The organism is Pseudoxanthomonas kaohsiungensis, from assembly GCF_010211765.1.
GTDB classification, from domain to species: Bacteria; Pseudomonadota; Gammaproteobacteria; order Xanthomonadales; family Xanthomonadaceae; genus Pseudoxanthomonas; species Pseudoxanthomonas kaohsiungensis.
This window is the reverse complement of record NZ_PDWO01000013.1, coordinates 63,713-84,004: the sequence shown is the minus strand read 5'-3', so window position 1 is coordinate 84,004 and position 20,292 is coordinate 63,713. Positions and strand designations below refer to the sequence as shown.

General features: G+C 71.1%; 17 protein-coding genes. 14 read left to right on the top strand and 3 right to left on the bottom strand.

Translation table 11 applies throughout. From position 1 onward, the window contains the following. The first annotated feature begins 128 nt into the window (after nucleotides 1-128). Entirely contained in the window at nucleotides 129-398 is a 270-nt protein-coding gene (locus tag CSC66_RS13455; protein WP_162377914.1) for a hypothetical protein, read from the top strand. A gap of 168 nt (nucleotides 399-566) precedes the next feature. Here the strand turns inward: CSC66_RS13455 and CSC66_RS13450 are convergent, their stop codons facing one another. After that, nucleotides 567-2,864, bottom strand: a complete 2,298-nt coding sequence (locus tag CSC66_RS13450) for a nitric-oxide reductase large subunit (protein WP_162377913.1) — start codon at nucleotides 2,862-2,864, stop codon at nucleotides 567-569. A gap of 118 nt (nucleotides 2,865-2,982) precedes the next feature. Here CSC66_RS13450 and CSC66_RS13445 point away from each other — a divergent pair, with 118 nt between their 5' ends. Then, on the top strand, nucleotides 2,983-3,522 hold the full coding sequence (locus CSC66_RS13445) for a hypothetical protein (RefSeq protein WP_162377912.1): 540 nt from the start codon (nucleotides 2,983-2,985) through the stop codon (nucleotides 3,520-3,522). Nucleotides 3,523-3,701: 179 nt separating this feature from the next. Here CSC66_RS13445 and CSC66_RS13440 read toward each other — a convergent pair whose 3' ends face one another. After that, complete coding sequence (locus CSC66_RS13440; protein WP_379655827.1) at nucleotides 3,702-4,481, bottom strand: helix-turn-helix domain-containing protein; 780 nt, start codon at nucleotides 4,479-4,481, stop codon at nucleotides 3,702-3,704. Nucleotides 4,482-4,500: 19 nt separating this feature from the next. Next, nucleotides 4,501-5,901: an oxygen-independent coproporphyrinogen III oxidase gene (gene hemN, locus CSC66_RS13435; RefSeq protein WP_162377911.1), complete on the bottom strand. Its 1,401-nt coding sequence runs from the start codon at nucleotides 5,899-5,901 to the stop codon at nucleotides 4,501-4,503. A gap of 174 nt (nucleotides 5,902-6,075) precedes the next feature. Here hemN and CSC66_RS13430 point away from each other — a divergent pair, with 174 nt between their 5' ends. The 12 genes from CSC66_RS13430 (at nucleotide 6,076) to napA (ending at nucleotide 20,291) form a co-directional block, all read left to right on the top strand. Then, nucleotides 6,076-6,648, top strand: coding sequence for an ANTAR domain-containing response regulator (locus tag CSC66_RS13430; protein ID WP_162377910.1), 573 nt, complete (start codon nucleotides 6,076-6,078; stop codon nucleotides 6,646-6,648). A 24-nt stretch (nucleotides 6,649-6,672) separates the two neighbouring features. Next, nucleotides 6,673-7,746, top strand: coding sequence for a CmpA/NrtA family ABC transporter substrate-binding protein (locus CSC66_RS13425; protein ID WP_162377909.1), 1,074 nt, complete (start codon nucleotides 6,673-6,675; stop codon nucleotides 7,744-7,746). A gap of 722 nt (nucleotides 7,747-8,468) precedes the next feature. Further along, nucleotides 8,469-9,638 (top strand): nitrate/nitrite transporter, encoded by a 1,170-nt coding sequence (locus tag CSC66_RS13420; protein WP_202935656.1) that lies wholly within the window; start codon nucleotides 8,469-8,471, stop codon nucleotides 9,636-9,638. 3 nt (nucleotides 9,639-9,641) lie between these two features. Beyond that, entirely contained in the window at nucleotides 9,642-10,130 is a 489-nt protein-coding gene (locus CSC66_RS13415) for a GNAT family N-acetyltransferase (RefSeq protein WP_162377907.1), read from the top strand. Continuing rightward, complete coding sequence (nirB, locus tag CSC66_RS13410) at nucleotides 10,127-12,598, top strand: nitrite reductase large subunit NirB (protein ID WP_162377906.1); 2,472 nt, start codon at nucleotides 10,127-10,129, stop codon at nucleotides 12,596-12,598. The genes CSC66_RS13415 and nirB overlap by 4 nt, the downstream gene beginning before the upstream one ends. Nucleotide 12,599: 1 nt before the next feature. Continuing rightward, nucleotides 12,600-12,977, top strand: a complete 378-nt coding sequence (gene nirD, locus CSC66_RS13405) for a nitrite reductase small subunit NirD (RefSeq protein ID WP_162377905.1) — start codon at nucleotides 12,600-12,602, stop codon at nucleotides 12,975-12,977. After that, entirely contained in the window at nucleotides 12,977-15,742 is a 2,766-nt protein-coding gene (locus CSC66_RS13400; RefSeq protein ID WP_162377904.1) for a nitrate reductase, read from the top strand. Before nirD ends, CSC66_RS13400 begins: the two co-directional genes overlap by 1 nt. A gap of 80 nt (nucleotides 15,743-15,822) precedes the next feature. Continuing rightward, on the top strand, nucleotides 15,823-16,569 hold the full coding sequence (cobA, locus tag CSC66_RS13395) for a uroporphyrinogen-III C-methyltransferase (protein WP_202935655.1): 747 nt from the start codon (nucleotides 15,823-15,825) through the stop codon (nucleotides 16,567-16,569). Between the two features lie 256 nt (nucleotides 16,570-16,825). After that, complete coding sequence (locus tag CSC66_RS13390) at nucleotides 16,826-16,993, top strand: periplasmic nitrate reductase, NapE protein (RefSeq protein ID WP_162377902.1); 168 nt, start codon at nucleotides 16,826-16,828, stop codon at nucleotides 16,991-16,993. Nucleotides 16,994-17,002: 9 nt separating this feature from the next. Then, the gene (gene napF / locus CSC66_RS13385) at nucleotides 17,003-17,497 is read left to right on the top strand and encodes a ferredoxin-type protein NapF (RefSeq protein WP_238394398.1); all 495 of its coding nucleotides are present in this window, start codon (nucleotides 17,003-17,005) and stop codon (nucleotides 17,495-17,497) included. Next, complete coding sequence (locus CSC66_RS13380) at nucleotides 17,494-17,799, top strand: chaperone NapD (RefSeq protein ID WP_162377901.1); 306 nt, start codon at nucleotides 17,494-17,496, stop codon at nucleotides 17,797-17,799. Before napF ends, CSC66_RS13380 begins: the two co-directional genes overlap by 4 nt. Continuing rightward, nucleotides 17,796-20,291 carry a periplasmic nitrate reductase subunit alpha gene (gene napA / locus CSC66_RS13375; RefSeq protein ID WP_162377900.1) on the top strand — a complete coding sequence of 832 codons (2,496 nt, stop codon included), beginning with the start codon at nucleotides 17,796-17,798 and terminating at the stop codon, nucleotides 20,289-20,291. The genes CSC66_RS13380 and napA overlap by 4 nt, the downstream gene beginning before the upstream one ends. Nucleotide 20,292: the final 1 nt, after the last annotated feature.

Sequence of the window (20,292 nt, the reverse complement as noted above, 5' to 3'; positions counted from 1 at the left end):
GTGCGCGCGCCGGTACGCGCCTTGACACCGGTCAAGGCTGCTCCGGCCGCCACTGCCTACAGTCGACGGCATCGTCCATCACCGCCATCGGCGCCCATGCGCCACCCACCCGCCACCGGAGCCGCCGCATGACCAGCCTGCCCGATACCTTGTCCGACCCGACCGCGCGGCTGTCGCGCCTGGCCATGATCAACGCTGCGTTGCGGCGGCTCGACCCCGATGCGCAGGTCGCGCTGGAAGCGGCGAGCGGGCGGATGAAGGTGCTTACCGTGCTGCCCGAGGCCGAGGTGGTGCGGATCCTGCGCGAACTGGGCGAGCCGGCCACGCTGTCCACCGCCGCGGATGACGCGGGCGCGGACGCGTGCTGCGGTTGCGGCTGCCGCAGCGGGCAAGGCTAGTCGAGCTCGCGCGGCGGAGCCGGCGGCGCAGCACCGCCGGCTCGCCGCCCGATGCTGCGCTCTACCGGCGCCACGCCGGACACCGGATTCAATCCATCGGAAGTTGGCCTGCAACGCATCGGGGCCGCACGTAGGCGGCCCCGATGGATGTAGCCGTTGCTGCGTGGATCAGTACTTGGCCGTGATCGCGGCAGCAGCCACCGCGGTCGCCGAAGGCACCGGCGCTTCGCGCTTCGGCGCGACCCACAGGCGGAACACGAACCAGGCCAGGGCGACCGCGCCGACGCTGAACAGCGTGTCGGCCGGCACCCGCATCCACACCAGCAGGTCGACGATCGGCTGCTGCATGAACTCGGCCGAGCGCGCGTACCAGTAGCCGTGCTTGATCGCGGCGTTGAGCTGCAGGATGCCCAGCGGCAACAGGGTGAAGGCGGACATGCCGGCCAGGCCGATGTTGAGCGCCCAGAACGAAGTGCCCAGCAGCTTGTCGCTCCACTTCAGGTCCGGCTTGAGGCCGCGCAGGCAGAACAGCATCAGGCCGATGCCGAGCATGCCGTACACGCCGAACAGCGCGGTGTGGCCGTGGTTGGCGGTCAGGTTCAGGCCCTGCATGTAGTACAGCGGCAGCGGCGGGTTGATCAGGAAGCCGAACAGGCCGGCGCCCACCAGGTTCCAGAACGACACCGCCAGGAAGAACATGATCGGCCACTTGTACCTGGCCATCCACGGCGTGGCCTTGCCCAGCCTGTAATTGTGGTAGGCCTCGAAGCCGACGTAGGCCAGCGGCACCACTTCCAGCGCCGAGAAACTCGCGCCCAGGGCGATCACCGCCGTCGGCGTGCCGGTGAAGTACAGGTGGTGCAGGGTGCCCAGCACGCCGCCGGCCATGAACACGATGGTGGCGAACAGCACGGCGATGGTCGCGGTGCGGGTCTGCAGCAGGCCCAGGCGGGTGAACAGGAAGGCGATCACGGCCACCGCGAACACCTCGAAGAAGCCCTCGACCCACAGGTGCACGACCCACCAGCGCCAGTATTCGACCATCGACAGGTGGGTGTGTTCGCCCCACATCAGGCCGGCCGCGTAGAAGATGCCGATCGCGACCACCGACAGGAACAGCAGGCTGACGATCGACTTGGATTCGCTGCCGTGGCGCATCGCCGGCCACAGCGCGCGGCCGACCAGGGTCAGCCACAGCAGCAGGCCGATGAACAGGAACCACTGCCAGAAGCGGCCCAGGTCGACGTACTCCCAGCCCTGGTGGCCGAACCAGAAGTTCTTGTCCAGGCCCAGCTTCTGCATGACCGCCAGCCACTGCCCGGCGAAGGAGCCGACCACGATCACGATCAGGCAGGTCCACAGCACGTTGACGCCCAGGCGCTGGAACCTCGGTTCATGCCCGGAGATCGCCGGGCCGATGTACAGGCCCATGCCCAGCCACGCGGTCGCGATCCACAGCACCGCCAGCTGCGTGTGCCAGGTGCGGGTGAGCGCATAGGGCAGGATCTCCGACAGGGCGAAGCCGTACGCTTCCTGGCCTTCGACCTGGTAGTGCGCGGTGGTGGCGCCGAGCAGGATCTGCACCAGGAACAGCGCGATCACCACCCAGAAGTACTTGGCGGTGGCGCGCATCGACGGGGTGACCTTGATCGAGGCCAGCGGGTCGCTCTTGGGCAGGACCGGTGCCATCTCCTCGCCATGGTTGGCCGCGTAGTGCCAGCCGAGCAGGCCGATGCCGGCGACCAGGAACAGCACGCTGAACACCGTCCACATGAACAGGTTCGACGGCGGCGTGTTGCCGACCAGCTCGTCGTGCGGCCAGTTCGCGGTGTAGCTGATGTCCGAACCCGGGCGCTCGGTCACCGAGGACCAGGCCGCCCAGAAGTAGAAGCCGCCCAGCTGGCGACGGTGCTCGGCGTCGGGCACCGTGTCGTTGCGCATGGCGTACGCCTCGCGCAGCCCGGCGGTGGCCGGGTCGGTACCGAACAGGTCGACGTAGTGCGCGGCGACGGTGCGGATCGCGGCGGCGCGGTCGGCGTCGATGGTGATCGTGCCGGTGGCCGCGTCGTAGGTATTCGGCCGCAGCAGGTCCTGCACGCGGCGTGCGTAGGCGGCCTGGGTGGGCGCGTCCAGCTTCTTGTAGCTGTCCACGCCGTGTTCGCGCTGCGCCCACCGGTCGAGGATCGCCTCGGCCTCGCGGTGCAGCCAGTCCGCGCCCCAGTCCGGGGCGACGTAGCCGCCGTGGCCCCAGATCGAGCCCAGCTGCTGGCCGCCGATCGACTGCCACACCTGGCGGCCGGTCTCGATGTCCTGGCGGGTGTAGACCACGGTGCCGTCGGTGCTGACCACCCGTTCGGGCATCGGTGGCGCCTGGCGGTGGATCTCGCTGCCGACCCACAGCAGGGCGGCGAACGAGGCGATGAGCAGGACCGCCAGGCCTGCCCAAAGCTTGCGGGTGGAATTCATGGCGCGGTTCTCTCCTGCGGGGAATGGCCGCATGTTCGGTGCGCACCGCGGCCGGCTCCATGACGCAGGTCAAGCCGGGGCCGATGGCGCGCCGCGTCGATGTCGGCCGCCGGAGCGGGTGCCGGGGCCTGCCGACGAGCTCGCCGGCATCCGCGACACCTTCCTGCTCAAGCCTTACCCGGGAGCGTGCGCGCTGGTGATGCTCGCCGCCCCGCACAAGGGCAGCCCGACCGCGTCCAGCCTGGCCGGCCGCCTGGCGCGGGTGCTGGTTGGCCGGCGCGCGCCGGAGATCCAGGCGCTCAAGCGGCTGGCGCGCGACCATCCGCACGCGGTCCGCCCGGAAGTGGCCGAAAGCTACCGGTTCGCCCGGCTCAACAGCATTTCCACCCTGCAGGCGATGCAGCCGGTGCGGCGCGCGGGCGAATCGCTGCTGCCGGTGGCCGGCGTCCGTTACCACACCATCGCCGGCGACCTCCACGGCCAGGGCGGCGATGGCGTGGTTCCGCTGGCCAGCGCATGGCTGCCGGGCGCCGACTCGACCCGGGTGGTCGACCACGGCCACACGCTCTACAGCGACCCGGAGGTGATCGCGCAGGTCCTGGGCATCCTGCACGAAGAGCGCCTGCGGCCGTGCGATGCAGCCGCGACGCCACCATGAGCGGGGCTGGAGGCCCGGTGCGAGCCAATCGCCTCGAACCAGCAGCCATGCGTCTGACAGTCCGTCCCCCACGTAGAGCGGGGCTCGCCCCGCTGTTTCCCGCCCGCGGACGCAGGCAGCGGGGCAGGCCCCGCTCTACGTAAGCGCGTGCGGCGAAGCGCAGCGGGGCAAGCCCCGCTCTACGAACGCAACACCGCCAGGGCCAGCGCTTCCAGCCGCGGCAGGTCGACGATCTCGACGTCGCGCTGCTTGATGTGCAACAGGCCGTCCTGCTCGAAGCGGCGCAGCACGCGGCTCACTGTCTCCGGCGCCTGGCGCAGGTAGTTGGCGATGTCGGTGCGCGACATGGTGAGCTGGAAGCGGCGCGGCGAGAAGCCGCGCGCGGCTAGGCGCCGCGACAGCCCGATCAGGAACGCGGCCATGCGCTCGTCGGCGCTGTTGTCACGGGCGAACAGCGAGGCCACGCCGATGTCATGGCTCATCAGCCGGAACAGGTGCTGCTGCAGGTTCGGCAGGCGCTGGGCCAGGGTCGCGATCCGCGGGAACGAGAACCGGCACAGCATCACCGTGTCCAGGGCGATGGCGTTGCACGGGTAGCGGTCGCCGTGGATCGCGTTGAGGCCGATGACTTCGCCCGGGAGATGGAAGCCGAGCACCTGCTCGTGGCCGTTGCGGTCGACCTGGTAGGTCTTGACCGTGCCGGCGCGCACCGCGGCGATGGCGGTGAACGGGTCGCCCTCGCGGAACACGTGCTCGCCGGCATGCAGCGGACCGACGTGCTCGACCAGCACGTGCAGGTCCATCAGCGCGCTCTTGTCCATGCCCTCGGACAGGCACGCCTGGGAGAACGCGCAGGTGGTGCAGAAGGTGAGGGCGTCGCCGTCGTCGGCCAGGACCGCGGGGCTGGTCCGCGGGAATACCGTTCGCGCGGGCGGGCCCGGCGGGCGCGATGGGCTCACGCAGTGGCTCCCGGCGCACTCAGACGGTGCGGGAGTAACGGGGCGTGGCCGCGTCGGCGGTGGTGGCGAGGTAGCGGTCGAAGCACATGGCGATGATACGCAGCAGCAGCCGTCCGCGCGAGGTCGCGCGCAGGCCCCGGGCATCGAGCTCCACCAGCCCGTCGTCGCGCAGTGCCGGCAGCTGCGCCAGCGCGTCGGCGAAGTACTCGCGGAAGTCGATCATGTGGCGCTGGCCCAGCGCGTCGTAGTCCAGCGCGCCGTGGCACATCAGCGCCTGGATCACGTCGGCGCGGATGACGTCGTCCTCGTCCAGCGCCATGCCGCGCCAGACCGGCAGGCGCCCGGCGTCGATGGCCTGCTCCCAGCCGGCGATGTCGCGGGGGTTCTGGCTGAAGCTGGCGCCGATGTGGCTGATCGCGCTCACCCCCAGCCCGACCAGGTCGCTCTCGGCGTGCGTGGTATAGCCCATGAAGTTGCGGTGCAGCCCGCCCTCGCGCTGCGCGCGCGCCAGTTCGTCGTCGGGCAGGGCGAAATGGTCCATGCCGATGTACTGGTAGCCGGCCTGGCCGAGCCGCTCGATCGCCAGGCGCAGCAGGTCGAGCTTGGCTTCCGGGCTGGGCAGCTCCGCGGCGTTGATGCGCTGCTGCGGGCGGAACAGGTTCGGCAGGTGCGCATAGCCGTAGATCGCCAGCCGGTGCGGGCGCGCCTCCAGGGTGATGTCCAGCGTGCGCGAGAAGCCATCGAGCGTCTGCTTCGGCAGGCCGTAGATCAGGTCGACGTTCACCGAGCGGAAACCGTGGGCGCGGCAGGCCTCGATGATGCCCAGGGTCTGCTCCACGCCCTGCACGCGGTTGACCGCCTGCTGCACCGCCGGGTCGAAGTCCTGCACGCCGAGGCTGGCGCGGTTGAAGCCGGCCTGCGCCAGCTGTCCGACCTCGGCGGGCGTGATGAAGCGCGGATCCAGTTCGATCGAGCAGTCCATGCGCTCGCCGGCGGCGAAGCGGAAGTGGTGGCGGAGCACGTCCAGCACCTCGGCGATCTGCTCCGGGGAGAGGAAGTTGGGCGTGCCGCCGCCGAAATGGACCTGCTCAACGTCGCGGTCGCGGTCGAACATCGCCGCGGCCATCGCGATCTCGCGGTACAGGCGGGTGAGGTAGGCCGCGCCGCGCGCGCTGTCTCGGGTGATGATGCGGTTGCAGCCGCAGTAGAAGCACGGGCTGGTGCAGAACGGGATGTGCAGGTACAGCGAGATCGGCCGCGGGATCGGGTCGCCGTTGGTGGCCGCGGCCATCCGGCGCAGGTCCACCTCGCCGAAGCCGGCGCCGAACTGCGGCGCGGTCGGATAGGAGGTGTAGCGCGGCCCGGGCTTGTCGTGGCGCCGCAGCAGGTCCGGGTCGAACAGGGGGGGCAGGCTGGCCATGCGGACAGGCTAGGGGCGCGCCGCCCGGCTGTCCTTGATGCAGGTCAATCCGGCCCCGGGCGGCGCCGCGGCTCGTGGCCGCGGAAGTCTCCGGGCCCGGGCGGGGCTCGCCGACGGTTAATGTTGCATGGCAACATCGAACCCGCCCCCCTCCGCCCGGCCCGCCCGCGCCCCATGCTCCGCGTCCTGCTGGTCAACGATACGGACAAGCCCATCGCCGACCTGGCGCAGGCGCTGCGCGCGGCCGGCTACGAGGTGCTGCCGCACGTGGCGGTCGCCGCCCGGCTGCTCAAGGCGGTGCAGGAGCAGCAGCCGGACGTGGTGATCCTGGACGTGGAATCGCCCTCGCGCGACACGCTCGAGCAGCTGGCGATGCTGCACCGGCACGCGCCGCGGCCGGTGGTGATGTTCTCGGCCGACGGCGACGACGCCCTGATCCGCGACGCGGTCGGTGCCGGCGTAGCCGCCTATGTGGTCGACGGCCTGTCCCCGGCGCGGCTGGCGCCGGTGCTGAGCGTGGCGCTGGCACGGTTCGAGCAGCAGGCACACGTGCGCCAGCGGCTCGACGCGCTGGAACGCACCCTGGAAGACCGCAAGGATATCGACCGCGCCAAGGCGCTGTTGATGGAACGGCGCGGGATGGGCGAGGCCGAGGCCTACGCCGCACTGCGCCAGCAGGCGATGAACCAGGGCCTGAAGCTGGCCGACGTGGCGCGCCGGATCGTGGCCATGGCCGACCTGTTGTAAGCCTGCGATGAGAAGGAACCGAGCATGACGACCCGCGCCGCCAACGATCCCCGCACGCTCGAGATCGGCTTCATGCCGTTGCTCGACGCAGCGCCGCTGGTGGCCGCGGTGCACCTGGGCCTGGACCGCCGGCATGGGCTGGCGCTGCGCCTGCACCGGCAATCGTCCTGGGCGACGCTGCGCGACCGCCTGCTGTCGGGCGAGCTGGACGCGGCCCACGCGATGGCCGCGCTGGTGCTGGCGGTGCAGACCGGCATCGGCGGGCCCCAGGCCGACCTGGCCGTGCTGACCGGCTTGAACCGCAACGGCCAGGCGATCACGCTGTCGCCGCCGCTGGCCGACGCGCTGGCCGGCGCCGCCAGCGACGGGCCGTCGCTGGTGCAGGCGCTGCGCTCGCTGCCGCGGCGGCCGGTGTTCGCGCAGACCTTCCCGACCGGCACGCACGCGCTGTGGCTCTACCACTGGCTGGCGGCGCAGGGAGTGGACCCGATGCGCGACATCGAGGCGGTCACGCTGCCGCCGCCGCAGATGCCGCAGGCGCTGGCCGACGGCGACCTGGACGGCTTCTGTGCCGGCGAACCCTGGGGCGAGCAGGCCGAGGCCACCGGTGCCGGGCGCCGCGTGCTGCGCAGCGGCCAGCTGTGGCCGGGACATCCGGAAAAGGTGCTGGCCTGCCGCCGCGACTTCGCCGCCCTGCAGCCGGAACTGGCGACGGCGCTGACCGCGGTGGTGCTCGATGCCTGCCGCTGGCTCGACGCCGGCGCGGACCATCGCCGCCAGGCGGCGCGGTGGCTGTCGGTGCCCGAGGCGATCGGCCTGCCGGTGGCAAGGCTGGAAGCCTGCCTGGTCCCGGATGGCAGCCTGCCGCCGCACCAGGCGCTGCAGTTCCATGCCGATGGCCAGGCCAACTACCCGTGGCGGGCGGACGGGGAATGGTTCCTGGGCCAGTTTCGCCGCTGGGGCTGGCTGCCGCCTGCCGGCGATGGCGATGCGTGGCTCGACGACGTCTACCGCCTCGACACCTGGCGCGCCGCCGCGCGCGAGCTGGGCGTGCCCGTGCCGGCGCGCGACGCCCGCGCGGTGTTCCCGCCCCCGTAGAGCGGGGCTCGCCCCCGCTGCTCCTCGCCGATGCGGCGCCACCGCACGTGGCCAGCCGGGCAAGCCCGGCTCTACGACGGCATCCCTCGCCCCGCTGCTTCTTGCCGATGCGGCGCCAGCAGACGTGGCCAGCCGGGCAGGCCCGGTTCCACGACGGCACCCGTAGAGCGGGGCTCGCCCCGCTGCTTCTTGCCCGATGCGGCGCCAGCAGACGTGGCCAGCCGGGCAGGCCCGGTTCCACGACGGCATACGTAGAGCGGGGCTCGCCCCGCTGCTCCTCGCCGATGCGGCACCACCGCGGTGACCTGCCCGCATGAGCCGCGTTGGTGCGTACTGCACGATCGCGGTGCTCAACGCACCCGCAGGGTGCAACGTGGATGCGGTCCGCCGGCGCGCGTGGCGATCGGCGGGCGCGCCAGCGCACGCCAAGTGCATGAAAACAATCCGGTTCCGTGGCTGATGCTGCGCTGCGCCAGAAACTGGCACGGCCATTGCGTTGCAACAAAGCGCAGGTGCAACGGCGCGCCTGCCCACAACCCGATCACGTAGCCCAGGCCAACGGCGGCCGCGGCCACGCAGACAACGGCGTCTTCCCGGTGCGAACCGGGAGGCGCCGTTTTTGTTTTCCCGCTCACCCGTCCCACCCCCGCTCCAGCGAGCGGCCAATCCGGAGATGGCCTGGCATGAACCGATCCTTCTGGAAAGCCGGACACGCACCGACCCTGCTGTCGGCGTTCCTCTACTTCGATGTCAGCTTCATGGTCTGGTACCTGCTGGGCCCGCTGCAGGTGCAGATCGCGCAGGCGCTCGCGCTGGACACCCAGCAGCGCGCGCTGATGGTCGCCGTGCCGATCCTGTGCGGGGCGGTGCTGCGCCTGTTCCTCGGCCTGCTGGCCGACCGCATCGGCGCCAAGCGTACCGGCGTGATCGCCCAGGTCGTGGTGATCGTCGCGCTGCTCGCCGCCTGGCGGCTCGGCGTGCACAGCTTCGGCCAGGTGCTGCTGCTGGGCGCGATGCTGGGCGTGGCCGGGGCGTCGTTCGCGGTGGCCCTGCCGCTGGCCTCGCGCTGGTATCCGCCGGAGCACCAGGGCACGGCGATGGGGATCGCGGGCGCGGGCAATTCCGGCACCGTGTTCGCCGCGCTGTTCGCGCCGGTGCTGGCGACCGCGTTCGGCTTCCAGAACGTGTTCGGCCTGGCCGCGATCCCGCTGCTGGTGGTGCTGGCGGTCTTCGCCGCCTGCGCCAAGGACGCGCCGGTGCCGGTGGCGCGCAAGAGCCTGGGCGATTACGGGCGTGTGCTGCTCGGCAACCGCGACTCGTGGTGGTTCATGTTTTTCTACGCGATCACCTTCGGCGGCTTCGCCGGCTTCGCCAGCGCGCTGCCGGGCTACTTCCACGACCAGTTCGGCTTCGCGCCGAAGATCGCCGGCTGGGCCACCGCGGCGTGCGTGCTGGCCGGCTCGCTGATGCGCCCGCTGGGCGGGGTGATCGCCGACCGCATCGGCGGCACCCGCTCGTTGCAGATGGTCTATGTCGCGGTGACCGTCCTGGTGTCGACCGCGGCGCTGGGCATCGGCGGCGCGCAGGCGACGGTGGCGCTGTTCGTGCTGACCCTGCTGTGCCTGGGCGCCGGCAACGGTGCGGTGTTCCAGCTGGTGCCGCAGCGCTTCGGCGCCGAGATCGGGCTGATGACGGGGCTGATCGGCATGGCCGGCGGCGTCGGCGGCTTCCTGCTCGCGGCCGGCCTGGGCGTGGTCAAGCAGCATGCCGGTTCGTATGCGCCGGGGCTGTGGGCCTTCGCGGCCATCGCCCTGGCCGCCTCGCTGTGCCTGGTCGGGGTCAAGCAGCGCTGGCGCCTGCACTGGGCCGCCGCCGGCGCGGCGCGGGTCTGAGCGATGGACCTGCAGATCCGCATCGACCCGCTGACCGGGCCGGAGGTCGCCGCGCTGCTGCGCGAGCACCTGGACGAGATGCAGCGGATCTCGCCGCCGGAGAGCGTGCACGCGCTGGACCTGGCCAAGCTGCGCCAGGCCGACATCACATTCTGGAGTGCGTGGTCGGGCGGCGGGCTGGTCGGCTGCGCGGCGCTGCGCGAACTGGATGGCTGGCACGGCGAGGTCAAGTCGATGCGCACCACCGCCGCCCATCGCGGTCGCGGGGTGGGCGCGGCGCTGATGCGGCAGATCTTCGAGCAGGCCGAACAGCGCGGCTACCGCCGGCTGAGCCTGGAGACCGGCTCGCAGCCCGAGTTCGCGCCGGCGCGCGCGCTTTACCGGCGCTTCGGCTTCGCGCCATGCGGGCCGTTCGCCGGCTATGCCGAGGATCCGTGCAGCACCTTCATGACGCGCACCCTCGCCGGTGCGCACAACCGGGACGAACGATGAAGAAGCCAAGACTGGTGGTGGTGGGCAACGGCATGGCCGGCATCCGCACCCTCGAGGAGCTGCTCAAGCTGCAGCCGGACATGTACGAGATCACCGTGTTCGGCGCCGAGCCGCACCCCAACTACAACCGGATCCTGCTCTCGCCGGTGCTGGCGGGCGAACAGACCTTCGACGAGATCGTGCTCAATCCGCTGTCCTGGTACGCCGACAACGGCATCACCCTGCATCTGGGCAAGGAAGTCACCACGATCGACCGCGTGCGCCGCCGGGTGGTCGCCGCCGACGGAACCGAGGCGGAGTACGACCGGCTGCTGCTGGCCACCGGCTCGGTGCCGTTCATCCTGCCGGTCCCGGGCAAGGACCTGGAAGGCGTCATCGGCTACCGCGACATCCACGATACGCAGACGATGATCGACACCGCCAGGCAGAAGAAGCATGCGGTGGTGATCGGCGGCGGGCTGCTCGGCCTGGAGGCGGCCAACGGCCTGAAGCTGCGCGGCATGGAGGTGACCGTCGTGCACCTGGCCGGCTGGCTGCTGGAGCGCCAGCTCGACCCGGTCGCCGGCGCGTTGCTGGAAAAGTCGCTGGCCGAGCGCGGCCTGGCGTTCCGGCTCAACACCGCCACCACCGAGATCGTCGGCGACGCCGATGGCCGGGTGGCGGCGGTGCGCTTCTCCGACGGCGAGCAGATCCCGGCCGACCTGGTGGTGATGGCCGCCGGCATCCGCCCGAACACCGCCCTGGCCCAGGCCGCCGGCATCCACTGCAACCGCGGCATCGTGGTCAACGACACGCTGCAGACCTACGACCCGCGCGTGTACGCGGTCGGCGAGTGCGCCAGCCACCGCGGCATCGCCTACGGCCTGGTGGCGCCGCTGTTCGAGCAGGCCAAGATCTGCGCCAACCACCTGGCGACCTACGGCATCGGCATCTACAAGGGCTCGGTGTCCTCGACCAAGCTCAAGGTCACCGGCATCGACCTGTTCTCCGCCGGCGACTTCATGGGGGGCGAGGGCACCGAGGAGATCGTGCTCTCCGACCCGGCCGGCGGGCTGTACAAGAAGCTGGTGATCCGCGACGACAGGCTGGTCGGCGCCTGCCTGTACGGCGACACCGGCGACGGCGCCTGGTACTTCCGCCAGATCAAGGACGGCAGCGCGATCGGCGAGCGCCGCGACACCCTGGCCTTCGGCGAGACCGCGCTGGGCGATGCCGGGACCGCCGGCCAGGATCGCGCCGCGAGCATGGCCGATGGCGACGAGGTCTGCGGCTGCAATGGCGTCTGCAAGGGCACGATCGTGAAGGCGGTGCGCGAGCAGGGCCTGTTCACCGTGGACGAGGTCAAGAAGCACACCAAGGCGGCCAGTTCCTGCGGATCGTGCACCGGCCTGGTCGAGCAGATCCTGATGAACTGCCTGGGTTCCAACTTCCAGGAGACGCCCAAGACCAAGGCGGTGTGCGGCTGCACCGCGCTGACCCATGGCGAGGTCCGCCAGGCAGTCCGCGAGCACCATCTGGTCAGCCACGCCCAGGCGTACGCCTTCATGGAGTGGCGCACGCCCAACGGCTGCGCCACCTGCCGGCCTGCGATCAACTACTACATGCTCTCGACCTGGCCGCGCGAGGCGGTGGACGACCCGCAGAGCCGCTTCATCAACGAGCGCGCCCACGCCAACATCCAGAAGGACGGCACGTTCTCGGTGATCCCGCAGATGAAGGGCGGGGTGACCAATGCCAGCGAGCTGCGCCGGATCGCCGACGTGGCCGACAAGTACGCGGTGCCGATGGTCAAGGTCACCGGCGGCCAGCGCATCGACCTGCTCGGGGTGAGGAAGGAGGACCTGGTCGGCGTGTGGAAGGACCTGGGCATGAACTCCGGCCACGCCTACGGCAAGTCGATCCGCACGGTGAAGACCTGCGTGGGCAGCGAGTTCTGCCGCTTCGGCACCCAGAACAGCACGCAGATGGGCATCGACCTGGAGACGATGCTGGCCAACATGTGGAGCCCGCACAAGGTCAAGCTGGCCGTGTCCGGCTGCCCGCGCAACTGCGCCGAGTCGGGGATCAAGGACGTGGGCATCATCGCCGTGGACTCGGGCTGGGAAATCCACGTCGGCGGCAACGGCGGCATCAAGACCGAGGTCGCCCGCTTCCTGTGCAAGGTACGGACCGCCGAGGAGGTGAAGGAGTACACCGGCGCGTTCCTGCAGCTGTACCGCGAGGAGGCGTACTACCTCGACCGCACCGTGCACTACATCGAGCGGGTCGGCCTGGAGTACGTGAAGCAGAAGGTGGTCGAGGACGCGGCCAGCCGCCGCGCGCTGTTCGAACGCCTGCTCTACGCACTGGAAGGCCTGCCCGATCCGTGGGCGGCGCGCATCGCCGGGACCCAGGCGCGCGAGTACGCGCCGCTGACGCTCGAATCGCCAAAGCCCGGCCGGCGGATCGCCGTGGCCCTGGAGGAATGACATGGACGCAACCGTCGAGGACTGGGTCCGCGTGTGCGCGGTCGAGGACATCCCGCTGCTGGGCTCGCGGGTGCTGAAGCGCGAGGGCGGCGACGACATCGCCCTGTTCCGGCCGGCGGCGGCGCGGGTGTTCGCGCTCGCCGACCGCTGCCCGCACAAGGGCGGGCCACTGTCGCAGGGAATTGTCTCCGGCGACACCGTGACCTGCCCGCTGCACGGCTGGAACATCCAGCTCGACAGCGGCCAGGCCTGCGCGCCGGACGTGGGCTGCGCGCGCCGGTACCCGGTGCAGGTGCGCGACGGGTACGTGTGGCTTTCGCCCGGGCCGGTCGCCGACGTGGCTGCACCGCCGGCCAGAGTGGCCGAGGCGGTTGCCTGATGGATGGCGCCGGCGCCCCGCTGCAGCCCGGCGAGCGCCGGACCACGCGCTCGACCTGCTGCTACTGCGGCGTCGGTTGCGGCGTGCTGATCCACAGCGAGCGCACCGCCGGCGGCGAGCGCATCACGGGCGTGGAGGGCGATCCGCAGCATCCCGCCAACTTCGGCCGGCTGTGCAGCAAGGGGCTGGCCCTGGCCGACAGCGCCCGCCGCCTGGATGGCCGGGTGCTGGCGCCGGAGGTGCGCGGCCAGCGCCACGAGCCGCGCCGCGCGGTCGACTGGGCGCTGGCCCTGGACACCGTCGCCGAGCGGCTGGCCCGGATCGTGGAGCGGCATGGTCCGGACGCGGTGGCGTTCTACATCTCCGGCCAGCTGCTGACCGAGGACTACTACGTCTTCAACAAGCTGGCCAAGGGCCTGATCGGCACCAACAACATCGACACCAACTCGCGCCTGTGCATGTCCAGCGCGGTGACCGGCTACAAGCTGGCGCTCGGCGCCGACGGCCCGCCGACCTGCTACGAGGACCTCGAGCTGGCGAAGACGGTGCTGTTCGCCGGCAGCAATGCCGCTTATGCGCATCCGGTGCTGTTCCGCCGGCTGGAGGATGCGAAGGCGCGCGATCCCGGGGTGCGCTGGATCGTGGTCGATCCGCGCCGCACCGACACCGCCGCGATGGCGGACCTGCACCTGGCGATCCAGCCCGGCACCGACGTGGCCCTGTTCAACGGCATGCTCCACCACCTGGTGTGGGAAGGCCTGCTCGACCAGGCGTTCATCCACGCGCACACCAGCGGCTTCCCCGCGCTGAAGGCCCTGCTGCGCGAGTACACCCCGCGCATGGCCGCCGAGATCTGCGGCATCCCGGCGCAGGACCTGGTCACCGCCGCCGAGTGGTTCGGCCGCAGTCCGGCGGCGCTGTCGCTGTACTGCATGGGCCTGAACCAGTCCGCGCACGGTACCGACAAGAACCTCGCCCTGATCCAGCTGCACCTGGCCACGCGCCAGATCGGCCGCCCCGGCGCCGGTCCGTTCTCGCTCACCGGCCAGCCCAACGCGATGGGCGGGCGCGAGGTCGGCGGGATGGCGACGATGCTGGCCGCGCACCGCGAGATCGCCGACGAGGACCATCGCGCCGAGGTCGAGGCGCTGTGGAAGCTGGCGCCGGGCAGCCTGTCGGGCAAGCCGGGACTGGCCGCGGTCGAGCTGTTCGAGGCGGTGCGCGCCGGCAAGGTCAAGGCGGTGTGGATCGCCTGCACCAACCCGGTCCATTCGATGCCCGACATCGGACAGGTGCGCGAGGCGCTGCAGCGCGCCGAGTACGTGGTCGTGCAGGAGGCGTTCGCCGACACCGATACCGTGCCCTATGCCGACGCGTTGCTGCCGGCCAGCACCTGGGGCGAGAAGGAAGGCACCGTCACCAATTCCGAGCGCCGCATCTCGCGGGTGCGCGCGGCGGTCCCGCCGCCGGGGCAGGCCCGTGCGGACTGGTGGATCGTGCGCGAGGTCGCGCGCCGGGTCGAGGCGCGGCTGGGGGCTCCGGGCGCGCAGCCGCTGTTCCAGGCCGACGCGCCGGCGGCGATCTTCGAGGAGCATCGCGCGCTGACCGTCGGCCGCGACCTCGACATCGGCGGACTGGACTACGCGAAGCTGGAACAGGAAGGCCCGCAGCAATGGCCGTTTCCGGCCGGGCAATCCCGCGGGCAGGCCCGCCGCTACGCCGACGGCGTGTTCGCCACGGCCGACGGCCGTGCGCGTTTCCATGCCACCGCGTACCAGCCGGTGGCCGAGCCGACCTCGGCGCGCTATCCGCTGCGCCTGCTCACCGGCCGCCTGCGCGACCAGTGGCACGGCATGTCGCGTACCGGCCGGGTGCCGCAGCTGTTCGCGCACAGTCCCGAGCCCGGCCTGCGCATGCATCCGGACGATGCCGCCCGTCGCGGCCTGAAGGCCGGCGAGCTCGTGCGCATCGCCAGCAAGCGTGGCGCGCTGGTGCTGCCGCTGGAGCTGTCCGACGAGGTGGGATCCGGCACCGTGTTCGCGGCCATGCACTGGAGCGGGCAGCACCTGTCCAGTGGCGGCATCAACGAGGTCAGCCAGCCGGCGTTCGACGCGCGCTCGCGCCAGCCCGAGCTCAAGCACGCGGCGGTGCGGGTGGAGAAGGCTGCGTTCGGCTGGCACCTGCTGGCCGCGCGCCGTGGCGACGCGCTGGCACTGCGCGCGGCGGTGCAGCCGCTGTTGAGGGATTGCGGTTACGCCAGTCTGACGCTGCAGGCCGGGCCGGGCGCGGACGATGGCGTCGCCTGGCTGGTGATGCGCGCCGCGGCCGAACGGGCGATGCCGGCGGAGTGGCTGGCGGCGCTGGATACGGCATTGGCGCTGGGCGCGGGCCCCGACACCCTCGAGTACCGCGATGCGCGCCGCGGACTGCTCAAGCGCGTCGCCTGGCGCGTCGAGGCCGGCGCGAACTTCGTCGACGGCCTGCTGTGGACCGACGCGCAGCCGGGCGGCGAATCGCTGCTGCGCACGGCGCTGGGCGGGGGCGCCTGGGGGGGCCCGCGCCTGGCCGCGTTCGCCGCCGTCGCCGAGGTCGCGCGCGACCCGGTGGTGTGCGCCTGCCGCCAGGTCACCGAATCGGCGATCCGCGCCGAGGTGCGTGCCGGCGCCGACGTGCCCGCGCTGAAGCAGCGCCTGGGCTGCGGCACGGTCTGCGGCTCCTGCCTACCCCAACTGACTCGCCTCGCCCGCGAGGTCGCCAGCGCATGAATCCTCCTTCCTCCCCGGAGCCCGCGATGCCATCCACCACGTCACCCCTTCCTTCCGGGCCGCGCCGCATTCCGGCCGAAGTGGTGCTGCTGTCGGCCGGTCCCGGCGACCTGGAGCTGCTCACGCTCAAGGCGGCGCGCGCGCTGGCACAGGCCGAAGTGCTGCTGCTGGACGAGCTGGTCAATCCGCAGATCGTCGAGCTGGCGCCGCAGGCCCGCGTGGTGCGGGTAGGCAAGCGCGGCGGCTGCCGCTCCACGCCGCAGGCGTTCATCTGCCGGCTGATGCGGCGCTACGCCCTGCAGGGCCTGCGCGTGGTCCGGGTCAAGGGCGGCGAGGCGCTGCTGTTCGGCCGCGCCGGCGAGGAGATCGACTTCCTGCGCGATGCGGGCGTGCCGGTACGCGTCGTCAACGGCATAAGCGCCGCTTTCGCCGCCGCCGCCTCGCTGGGCGTGTCGCTGACCCACCGCGAGCATTGCCATGGCATCACCTTCGTCACCGCGCATACCGCCGACCACGGCGAGCCGGACTGGGAGGCGCTGGCGCGCAGCGGCACCACGCTGGCGATCTACATGGGCATGGGCAGGATCGCCTCGATCGCCGCCGGGCTGCTGCGCCACCTGCCGGGCACGACCCCGGTGGCGATCGTGCAGGCGGCCAGCCAGCCCGACGAAGCGCGGCTCTGCGTGGAGCTGCGCGACCTGGCCAGGGCAGCGCCGGAGCGCGCTGGCGCGCCGGGCGTGATCCTGGTCGGCGGGGCGCTGGCCACGGCGCAGGCGGACGCGGCCGGCGCAAGGGCGGCACCGCTGCTGCGCGCCGCGAGTGCCTGAGTACGGCGCCTGCGCCTGCGGCATGCGCGCGCTGCACCGCGCAGCACGTGCGTCCGGATGCCGGCGGACCGCGCACCGCAGCGCGGTGCGGTGGGGAAGCGCGCACTGCGGTGCAGTGCAACATCACGCCTGCCGCGCACGCGCGTGCTTCGGCGGGACGTGACGTGGTTCACCGCGATGCGGGCGCCGGCGCCGCCGGCGTGTGGTAGCCTCCACCCAGCACTGCTGCGTACCCATTCCCAGACAGGGCAGGCAAATGGAGCAGGACAGTCAGGAGGTCCGAGCGACCCGCAACCAGGAGCGCCTCGCGTTCCTGCTGGTGGTGGCGGTGATATTCCCGCTGCTGGCGATCATGATCGTGGCCGGCTACGGCTTCCTGGTCTGGATGTGGCAGCTGCTGTTCGCCGGCCCGCCGACCGGTTGAGCGATCGCCATGTCGATGCTGACCCGACGCTCCCTGCTGTTCGGCCGCCAGGCAACTGAAGCGCCCGCCGTTCGCCCGCCCTGGGCCGTGCCCGAATCCGATTTCGCCTCGCGCTGCACCCGCTGCGATGCGTGCGTGCGCGCCTGCCCGGAACAGGTGCTGGTGCGCGGCGGGGACGGACTGCCGCGCTTTGTGGCCACATCGGGCGAATGCACGTTCTGCGGCGATTGCGTGCAGGCGTGCGAAAGCGCTGCGCTGGATGCGTCGATCTCGCCGCCGTGGGAGCTGAACGCGCGGGTGGGGGATGGCTGCCTGTCGGCGCGCGGCGTGGTCTGCGCCAGCTGCCGCGAGGCCTGCCCGGAAACGGCCATCCACGTGGCGCCGGGCGCGCGCGGCCCGGCCGTCGTCGACGCCGAGCGCTGCACCGGTTGCGGCGCCTGTGTCGGCATCTGCCCGGCCGGTGCCATTGCATTGTCGAGCGAACCGCTGGAGATGACCGCATGAAGGCGAATGGCCGGGACGACGAAGTCCATATCGCGAGCTTCGTGGTCCAGCACCGCGAGGGCGCCGGGCCAGCGCTGGCGGCGATGATCGCCGCGCATGCCGATCTAGAACTTGCCGTGCCCGGCGATACCCGCAGCGTCGTGCTGTGCGAGTCCGCCGATCGCCACGCGGTGATGGACCGCGTGGACCAGTTCAAGGAGGTGCCCGGCGTGCTGAACGTGCTGCTGGTCTACCACCACGCCGAGCCGGGCCACGCCCTCGACGAACCCCTTCCCGTTGCCGACGCGAGTACACCCGCATGAGCACCACACGCCGTGATTTCATCCGCAGCAGCGCCGTCGCCACCGCCGCGGCCGCCGCCGGCCTGCCGCTCCCCGGTGGCGGCAGCAACGTCATCACCGAGGGCGACCTCACCTCGCTGAAGTGGAGCAAGGCGCCCTGCCGCTATTGCGGCACCGGCTGCGGGGTCAACGTGGCCGTGCGCGACGGCCGCGTCGTGGCCACCCACGGCGACGTGCATTCGGAGGTCAACCGCGGCATCAACTGCGTCAAGGGCTACTTCCTCTCGAAGGTCATGTACGGCGAGGACCGCCTGACCAAGCCGCTGCTGCGCAAAAAGGGCGGCGTCTACGCGAAGGACGGCGACTTCACCCCGGTGGAGTGGGAGGAGGCTTTCGACGTGATGGCCGAGCAGTTCAAGAAAGTGCTCAAGGCCAAGGGCGGCGATGCGATCGGCATGTTCGGCTCCGGCCAGTGGACGATCTGGGAGGGCTACGCCGCCAACAAGCTGATGAAGGCCGGCTTCCGCAGCAACCACATCGATCCCAATGCGCGCCATTGCATGGCCTCGGCGGTGATGGGCTTCATGCGCACCTTCGGCATGGACGAGCCGATGGGCTGCTACGACGACATCGAGGCCGCCGACGCGTTCGTGCTATGGGGCTCGAACATGGCCGAGATGCACCCGATCCTGTGGACCCGGGTCACCGACAGGCGGCTGTCGCATCCGCACGTCAAGGTCGCGGTCATGTCCACGTTCGAGCACCGCAGCTTCGAGCTGGCCGACATCCCGATCGTGTTCAAGCCGCAGACCGACCTGGTCATCCTCAACTACATCGCCAACCACATCATCCAGACCGGCAGGGTCAACAAGGCCTTCGTCGACAGCCGCCTGAACTTCAAGCGCGGCAACCAGGACATCGGCTACGGCCTGCGCCCGGACCACCCGCTGGAGCTGGCGGCCGAGAACGCGGACGACCCGGGCGGCGGCGAAGCAATCACGTTCGAGCAGTTCGCCGAGTTCGTGAAGCCGTACACGCTCGACAAGGCCGTCGAGATGAGCGGGGTCGAGCGCGGCTGGCTGCAGCAGCTTGCCGAGCTCTACGCCGACCCGGAGGTGAAGGTCACCTCGTTCTGGACCATGGGCTTCAACCAGCACACCCGCGGGGTGTGGGCCAACAACATGGTCTACAACATCCACCTGCTGACCGGGAAGATATCCACGCCCGGCAACAGCCCGTTCTCGCTGACGGGGCAGCCGTCGGCCTGCGGCACCGCGCGCGAGGTCGGCACCTTCAGCCACCGCCTGCCGGCGGACATGCTGGTGGCCAACCCCGAACACCGCAAGCACGCCGAGGAGATCTGGAAGGTCCCGCACGGCCTGATCAACCCCAAGCCCGGCTACCACGCCGTGCAGCAGAACCGGATGCTGCGCGACGGCAAGCTCAACGCCTACTGGGTGCAGGTCAACAACAACATGCAGGCGGCGGCGAACCTGTACGAGGAGACGTGGCCGGGCTACCGCAACCCCGACAACTTCATCGTCGTCTCCGACGCCTATCCGACCGTGACCTGCCAGGCGGCCGACCTGATCCTGCCCGCGGCGATGTGGGTGGAGAAGGAAGGCGCCTATGGGAATGCGGAACGTCGCACCCAGTTCTGGCACCAGCTGGTCGACGCGCCCGGCGAGGCCAAGTCCGACCTGTGGCAGCTGATGGAGTTCTCCAAGCGCTTCACCACCGACGAGTGCTGGCCGGCCGAACTGCTGGCCGCCAACCCCGCGTTCAAGGGCAAGACGCTGTTCGAGGTGCTGTTCCGCAACGGCAACGTCGACCGCTACCCGGTGTCGGACATCGAGGAGGGCTACGCGAACCAGGAGTCGGAAGCCTTCGGCTTCTACGTGCAGAAGGGCCTGTTCGAGGAATACGCCGCGTTCGGGCGTGGACACGGGCACGACCTGGCGCCGTTCGACATGTACCACCAGGCCCATGGCCTGCGCTGGCCGGTGGTCGACGGCAAGGAGACGCGCCGGCGCTACATCGAGGGCGCCGACCCGTACGTGAAGCCGGGCGAGGGCCACAAGTTCTACGGTTTCCCCGACAACCGCGCGGTGGTGTGGGCGCTGCCGTACGAGCCACCCGCCGAGTCCCCCGACGCCGAGTACGACATGTGGCTGGTGACCGGGCGCGTGCTGGAGCACTGGCATTCCGGCTCGATGACCATGCGCATTCCCGAGCTGTACCGTTCGTTCCCGGCGGCGGTCGTGTTCATGAATCCGGATGATGCGCGCGCACGGGGCCTCAAGCGTGGCGACGAGGTGCGCGTGGTGTCGCGGCGCGGCGAGATGCGCTCGCGGGTGGAGACGCGCGGGCGCAACCGCATGCCGGTGGGCATGGTGTTCGTGCCCTGGTTCGACGCCGGCCAGCTGATCAACAAGGTCACGCTCGACGCGACCGACCCGATCTCCAAGCAGACCGACTACAAGAAGTGCGCCTGCAAGGTCGTGATCGCCTAGG